The organism is Kitasatospora sp. NPDC004240 (genome assembly GCF_053603215.1).
Genome location: NZ_JBSGFD010000106.1, coordinates 1 through 6,594 on the forward strand (window position 1 = coordinate 1; position 6,594 = coordinate 6,594).

The window sequence follows — 6,594 nt, forward strand, 5'->3', positions numbered from 1 at the left end:
ACCCCTCTTCCCCACCCCCCCCCCCCCCCTAACCCCCCCGGGCCCCCCCCCCCCCGGCCCGGCCCGCCCCCCCCCCGGCGCGGGGCTCCGATGCCCCGGAGCCCGGGGCATCGGAGCCCGGGGCCACGGCCCCGGCGGACGAGAGCGACCCCGCGGCGGACGACCCGCCCGAGCGCGAGGAGTCCGGCCCGGCGGCGGACCTGCTGCGCCAGTACCTGCGCGAGATCGGCCGGATCCGGCTGCTGAACGCCGCCGAGGAGGTCGAACTGGCCCGCCGGATCGAGGCCGGCCTGTTCGCCGAGGAGCAGCTCCACCGCGAACCCCCGCCGCCCGACCGGCTCGCCCGCGAACTGGACACCCTGGTGGTCATCGGCCGGATCGCCAAGCGCCGGCTGATCGAGGCCAACCTGCGGCTGGTGGTCTCCGTCGCCAAGCGCTACGTCGGACGCGGGCTGACCATGCTGGACCTGGTCCAGGAGGGCAACCTCGGACTGATCCGCGCGGTCGAGAAGTTCGACTACGCCCGGGGCTACAAGTTCTCCACGTACGCGACCTGGTGGATCCGCCAGGCGATGAGCCGGGCGCTGGCCGACCAGGCGCGCACCATCAGGGTCCCGGTGCACGTGGTCGAACTGATCAACCGGGTGATCCGGGTGCAGCGTTCGCTGCTGCAGGAACGCGGCGTCGAGCCCACCGCCGCCGACCTCGCCCTCGCCCTGGAACTGACCGAGGAACGGGTGCGCGAGGTCCTGCGGCTGGCCCAGGAGCCGATCTCGCTGCACACCCCGGTCGGCGAGGAGGACGACGTGGCGCTCGGTGATCTGATCGAGGACGCCGACGCCGCCTCACCCGCCGAATCCGCGGCCTTCCTGCTGCTGCGTCAGCACCTGGAGGCCGTCCTGGCCACCCTCGGCGAGCGCGAGCGCCAGGTCGTCCAGCTCCGCTACGGCCTGGACGACGGGCGGCCCCGCACCCTGGAGGAGATCGGCCACGTCTTCGGCGTCACCCGGGAACGCATCCGCCAGATCGAGTCCAAGACCCTGACCAAGCTCCGCGACCACGCCTTCGCCGAACAGCTCCGCGGCTACCTGGACTAGGACGTGCTCGACTAGGACGCACTCGGCCCGGGAGCCGGGGCGGCCGGCGTCGCCGAGGGAGCAGGCAGCGTGGCCGAGGGGTCCGGGGTGGCCGGCGGCGTGGGCGGCTTGGGCGGGCCGACCGGGATCGGGGTGGAGGCGACCGAGTTGGCCAGGTCGGCGGCGGAGACCGTGCACGCCTCGCCGGCCTGCTGGTAGCCGCACACCTGGAAGGTGGTCGTCGGGTCGGCCGCGTTCACCATCGGCGAGTAGTTGTCGTAGCCCCAGTGGATCAGGGCCTCCGCGCTCTCGCCGGTGCTGGTGGTGATGATGGCCTTGTCGCCCGGCTGGCCCTCGGTGACGGCGGCCCAGGCCGCCTGGCACCGCTGGCTGTAGCGCAGGTAGGCGACCACCTTGCCGATGTTGATGGTCTGCATGGTCCGCGCGTCGGCGCCGCAGCCGGTCAGCTTGGGGTCCTTGTGCGAGCAGCCGACGGCCTGGCAGCCGGGCGCCGCCGGGGCGGGCGAGGACGGCGTGCCGGGCTTGGCGGGCGAGCTCGGCGCGCCGGCCGGCGGTACGGGCCGGGCGGCGGCGGCCGCGTCCTTCTTGCCGTCACCGGAGAAGCGGAGCCCGGCCAGCACCAGCAGGATCACCACCGCGACGGCGGCGCAGGACAGCAGGGCCACCGGCCGGCGCCGCAGTGCGGACGCCACGGGCTCGGGCGCGTCCGCCCTCTCCCGCGTCACCACCTCGTCGGCGGCCTCCTCACCGGCGGCGCGCTCCGGTGCGACGACCTCCGGAAGCACGGCCTCCGCGGGGGCGGGCTCCGCGGCGGCCGCCTCCGCGCCGCCCGTGCCGCTCGCGACGCCCGCGGGCGCGGCCGGTTCGGTGGTGGCCGCCGTCCAGAGCGAGCGCAGCGCGGGCCCGTCGCAGTCGACGGTGGCGATCAGGGCGTCCAGGGCCTGTTCGGTGACGATCCGTTTGCCGTTGAGCCAGCGCTCCCAGGAGGCCCGGCTGTAGTGGGTGCGCGAGGCGAGCTCGGACAAGGAGAGTCCGGTCGCGTCCTTGACCGCGCGCAGTTCCACCGTCAGCCGCCTGACGGGTTCCGGCAACTCTTCCGGCAGTTGCTTCCAGGCCGGGGCCATGGGTACTCCAAACATGCGAGACGGGGGACGGGGGGAACGGCGTTCGGCCGGTGTGGTCCCCCGACCTCGGCCGTGGGGGCGTCTCCGCGTCTCCAACCTCTCCGGCCTGCCGTCTCAAACCCCACGTCAAGGCGCTGAGACGGAGCGAAGTGTCTCACACACCCGGTGACCACTCGAACATGTATGTGTAATTGCGGCAGAGTTCTCATCGCCGGTTCAAGCGCCGCCCGGATCCTTCGTCCGGGCACCGTCGGCGCCCCGGTTCACGGCCGTCCCGGCCCCCACCGGTACGAGGCAGCCTCACGGGGGGAGGCTGCCCCGGACCGCCAGGGACACCGCGGCGGGGAGGACGTTCACCCACGTCCTCCCCGCCGCGGCCGTTCGCGTTCCGGGCCGTCCCACAGCCGTGGGACGCCTCCGACCTGCGCCGTCCCACACCGGATCCGCCCGTCGCGCAAGGCCGCGGACGGGCCGTCGGCGCGCGAACCCCGCCCCGTCCGGCACCGCCCGGCCCCGCGCCCGCCCGGGCCGACGAGCCGTCAGGGTGAATCGTCGGGGCGCACCGTCAGGCGGTCTCCGGGTGGGCCTTCTCCCGCGCCGCGCGGAACTGCTGACGCACCGCCGATCCGACCGGCAGGTCCTCCTCCGGGTCGGGCGTGACGGTGACCGACTCCGGCAGCGGCCACTGCGGCGGCTCCGGCGTCCCGGCCAGCGCCCAGGCGGCCTGCCGGGCCGCGCCGCGGGCGGCGTGGTCGCCGGGCGGCGGGACGACCACCGGCACGCCGAACAGCAGCGGCGCGATCTGCTGCACCGCGGGCAGCCGGCCGGCCGCGCCGAGCAGGAACACCCGTCGCACCTCCACGCCCTGGGCGCGCAGGACGTCGAGGGCGTCCGCGAGGTTGCACAGCATGCCCTCGACGGCGGCCCGGGCCAGGTGCTGCGGGGCCATCGACTCGGCCCGCATCCCGGTCAGGGTGCCGGCCGCGTGCGGCAGCGCGGGCGTCCGCTCGCCGTCCAGGTAGGGCAGCAGCACCAGGCCGTACGCGCCGGGGGAGGACTGCAGGGCCAGCTCGCTCAGGCCGGCGAGGTCCTGGCCGAGCAGGGCGGCGGTGGAGCGCAGCACCTGGGCCGCGTTCAGGGTGGCCACCATGGGCAGGTGGCGGCCGGTGGCGTCGGCGAAGGAGGAGACCAGCCCGGTGGCGTCCACCACGGCCCGGTCGTGCACCGCGAAGATCGTCCCGGCGCTGCCCAGCGAGACCACCGCGTCGCCCGGGCCGAGGCCCAGGCCCAGTGCGGCGGCCATGTTGTCCCCGGTGCCGGCCGAGATCAGCAGGCCCTCGGGGGTGTGCCCGGCGGGTTCGGCCGGGGCCAGGACGTCGGGCACCTTCAGCCGGTGGCCCAGGGCGAGCTCCACCAGGTCCTGCCGGTACTCGCCGGTGATCGTCGACCAGTAGCCGGTGCCGGAGGCGTCGCCGCGGTCGGTGGTGCGGCGCTTGGGGTGGCCGAGCAGCTGCCAGATCAGCCAGTCGTGCGGCATCAGCACCTCGGCCACCCGGCGGGCGTTGGCCGGTTCGAACTCGGCCAGCCAGCGCAGCTTGGCGATGGTGTACGTGGGGCCCGGCACGGCGCCGATGGCCTGCGTCCAGGCGGCCGGTCCGCCGAGCTCGTCGACCAGCGCGGCGGCGGCCCCGCCGGCCCGCGGGTCGTGCCACAGGAGGGCCGGGCGGACCAGCACGCCGCCCGCGTCCAGGCCGATCATGCCGTGCGGCTGCGCGCTGACGCCGATCGCCCGGACGCCCTCCAGCAGGCCGCCGGTGGCGGCCTCGCCGAGCGAGTGCAGCCAGGCCTGCGGGTCGGTCTCCCCGGGGCGGGCGTCGGGCCCCTCCTGGACCGGGTGGGGCGCCTTGCCGGACTTCAGCACCGCGCCGGTCTCGGTGTCGCACGCGACGATCCGGGTGCGGCTGGTGGAGCTGTCTATCCCCGCGACGATGGCCATGTCGAGATCATGCCTCAGCGGGCGCCGCGGCGCGGGCAGGGCGGGCAAGATTTGTCCGCCCGGCACCGCCCCGTGCCCTTACGAACGGTAGGTGCCCCAGCTGTCTTCCTCGCCCCTGGGACGGTTGAAGTACGGCACCCGGTCGGTGACCGCGTGCGGCAGCCGGTCACCGACCCTGTCCGCGACGGCGCCGGCGGCCTTCCCGGCCACCGCGCCTGCCTGCTGCTTCGCCTTGTCGGCCGCGCCCTGCACCTTGGGGTTCTGGGCGACCTGCCGGGTGACCTTGGCGATCTGCTCGTAGCGCTGGCGGCCCGCCCGCGAGCCCAGGACGTAGCCCGCCGCGAGCCCGACGATGAACGACAGCTTCCACATGATCGGATTCCACCCTCTCCTGGCGGCCATTGCCGCATTGCCCTACCCGCCCTTCGGGGCGGTGAACCGTCCGTGTCCCCAGCATCCCCGGGTGCCGCGCCGGGCGCGCGCGGGGCGCGCCGGGCGGTCCGGCGGGGCGGCCGGGGAAAGCGATTGGCGGACCACCCCCCCGAGTGCGCTAATGTATGTCCCGCAGCGAGCGCCGCGGAGCCCGGGAAGCCGGGGGCCACGGCGGGAAGCTCGATCCCCCATAGCTCAATTGGCAGAGCAGCCGACTGTTAATCGGCAGGTTATTGGTTCGAGTCCAATTGGGGGAGCTCGGGAGAGCGGCCGCAGGGCCGGTTTCCCTTGGCAGTACCGCGATCCCGCATAGCTCAATTGGCAGAGCAGCCGGCTGTTAACCGGCAGGTTTTTGGTTCGAGTCCAAATGCGGGAGCTGCGCCGGGTGCGTCCCGGTGACTGCTCAGAGCGAAGGCCCCTCGGACGACCGGGGGGCCTTCGTGTTGTGCGCCCGCCGTGCCGCCGGCCGGGCCGTCCCCGCCTCCGGGCCGCCCACCGGGCCCCCGGACGCCCGGCCGGGGTGTCGCGTCCGCCACACCGGACACCGGGGCCGGACGGGGTCAGGCCGTGGCCCTCCGGTACAGCTCCGCGATCCGGTCGTCGAAGGCGACGCTGTACGAGGTCCCCGCGGTGTCGCCGCCCTCCTGGTAGCCGCCGATCACCCCGACGACCGTGCCGTCCGCGGCGACCCACGGGCTGCCGCTGGTGCCGTCGGTGTAGCCGCCGCAGTCGAAGCGCTCCTGGGTCGGGCTGTGCTCGCTGGTGGTGCCGGCGCAGGTGATCGGCTCGTCGCTCTCGTTGGGGTAGCCGGTCACCGAGACCGCCAGCCCGAAGCCCCGACGCAGGCCGAGGGCGTTGCCGCCGACCGCGTCCTCCACCGCGAGGCCGTTCACCGGCCGGACGGTGACGAAGGCCACGTCGTACTCCGGGTCGTCCCGGTCGGTCCAGCGGGCGTCCACCGTGACCGACTCCACCGGCCAACTCCCGTAGGGCGAGTAGCCGTTGCGGTAGCCGGGGGTGAACACCAGGCCGTCCAGCAGGCCGATCCGCCGGCTCTGCACGCAGTGCGCGGCGGTCACCAGCAGGTTCCGCCCGGGGCTGTGCACCACGCTCGCCGTGCAGGCGCGCGCGCCCTGGGGGGTGAGGACCGACAGGGTGCCGATCCGGTCGCCCGTCGCGCTCTGCGGCGCCACCTCGGCGGTCGGCGCCTGCCCGGTCCCGCCGCAGGCGGTACCGGCGCCGAGCAGCAGGGCCGCCAGCGCGACCGCCTGCCCCGCGCGTGCGGGCCGTACCGGTCGGGGGGCCATCCGGGCTCTCTCTCGTCCTCGGGGCGGCCGTGGTCCGGTCGGCCGCCGTTCGTGAGGAAGATCTACCAGCCCGCGCCCGGCGGCGCCACTGTCCCCCGGGGGTACCCCCGGCCGGAGGCCGGGGGAGCGGCGGACCGGTGACACCTCCGTGGTGAACCCCCGCCGCCCGGCCGGCGGCCGCCGCCGTGCCCGCCGCGCGGCTCGGCCCGAGGCCCTGCCCCGGCCCGTCGTGGACGCACCGCCCCGGCTCACGTGTCGTCATCCGCCGCGGCCCGGCGATCCGCTGCGCACCCATGTGCGCCCCCGGCGCGCACCAGGGGTGATCGACCGGCTATGCTGCCCGGGACGGCCTCGCGGGGCCGTCTGCTGCTGACACGACGGGACATCCGGCGCGCGCGGCGAACCGGGGCGGTAGCTCAGCCGGTTAGAGCAGGGGACTCATAATCCCTTGGTCGTGGGTTCGAGTCCCACCCGCCCCACCTCTCGGTCAGGGCCGTCACCTGCGCGAAACTCTAGAACAGACGGCCTCCACGGCCGCGCCGACAGGCCGGGAATCACCCGAATAGGGCCGCGCCGGGGGCGCGTTGACGGGGCTGTAACTCGCCCGCTCCCCTCCAGGCCCTCCTGGCCCGGCGCCG

4 protein-coding genes, 3 tRNA genes and 1 pseudogene are annotated in these 6,594 nt (G+C 75.3%); 4 read left to right on the forward strand and 4 right to left on the reverse strand.

Translation table 11 applies throughout. The annotated features are described in order from the left end of the window. Window positions 1–41: 41 nt before the first annotated feature. Window positions 42–1,097 (forward strand): annotated as a pseudogene (locus ACWEQL_RS25875) (RNA polymerase sigma factor); the annotation flags it as partial. An 11-nt stretch (window positions 1,098–1,108) separates the two neighbouring features. Here the strand turns inward: ACWEQL_RS25875 and ACWEQL_RS25880 are convergent. The 3 genes from ACWEQL_RS25880 to ACWEQL_RS25890 form a co-directional block, all read right to left on the reverse strand. Further along, window positions 1,109–2,221: a DUF2690 domain-containing protein gene (locus tag ACWEQL_RS25880; RefSeq protein ID WP_452152702.1), complete on the reverse strand. Its 1,113-nt coding sequence runs from the start codon at window positions 2,219–2,221 to the stop codon at window positions 1,109–1,111. A 565-nt stretch (window positions 2,222–2,786) separates the two neighbouring features. Beyond that, window positions 2,787–4,217 (reverse strand): FGGY family carbohydrate kinase, encoded by a 1,431-nt coding sequence (locus ACWEQL_RS25885; RefSeq protein WP_452152703.1) that lies wholly within the window; start codon window positions 4,215–4,217, stop codon window positions 2,787–2,789. A gap of 78 nt (window positions 4,218–4,295) precedes the next feature. Next, window positions 4,296–4,592, reverse strand: coding sequence for a hypothetical protein (locus ACWEQL_RS25890; RefSeq protein WP_452152723.1), 297 nt, complete (start codon window positions 4,590–4,592; stop codon window positions 4,296–4,298). A 241-nt stretch (window positions 4,593–4,833) separates the two neighbouring features. Between ACWEQL_RS25890 and ACWEQL_RS25895 the strand changes: the two genes are divergently transcribed. Both ACWEQL_RS25895 and ACWEQL_RS25900 read left to right on the forward strand, forming a co-directional pair. Further along, window positions 4,834–4,906: transfer RNA gene (locus ACWEQL_RS25895), tRNA-Asn, on the forward strand. Window positions 4,907–4,952: 46 nt separating this feature from the next. After that, a tRNA-Asn gene (locus tag ACWEQL_RS25900) sits at window positions 4,953–5,025 on the forward strand. A gap of 184 nt (window positions 5,026–5,209) precedes the next feature. Here the strand turns inward: ACWEQL_RS25900 and ACWEQL_RS25905 are convergent. Continuing rightward, window positions 5,210–5,956, reverse strand: coding sequence for a trypsin-like serine peptidase (locus tag ACWEQL_RS25905; RefSeq protein WP_452152704.1), 747 nt, complete (start codon window positions 5,954–5,956; stop codon window positions 5,210–5,212). A gap of 405 nt (window positions 5,957–6,361) precedes the next feature. On the opposite strand from ACWEQL_RS25905, the gene ACWEQL_RS25910 reads away from it, so the two are divergent. After that, a tRNA-Ile gene (locus ACWEQL_RS25910) sits at window positions 6,362–6,435 on the forward strand. Window positions 6,436–6,594 lie beyond the last annotated feature (159 nt).

What these genes read in the sequence shown, in the direction of transcription:
- ACWEQL_RS25880 (WP_452152702.1), bottom strand. Translation starts at nt 2,221, where the DNA reads ATGGCCCCGGCCTGGAAGCAACTGCCGGAAGAGTTGCCGGAACCCGTC.
- ACWEQL_RS25885 (WP_452152703.1), bottom strand. Translation starts at nt 4,217, where the DNA reads ATGGCCATCGTCGCGGGGATAGACAGCTCCACCAGCCGCACCCGGATC.
- ACWEQL_RS25905 (WP_452152704.1), bottom strand. Translation starts at nt 5,956, where the DNA reads ATGGCCCCCCGACCGGTACGGCCCGCACGCGCGGGGCAGGCGGTCGCG.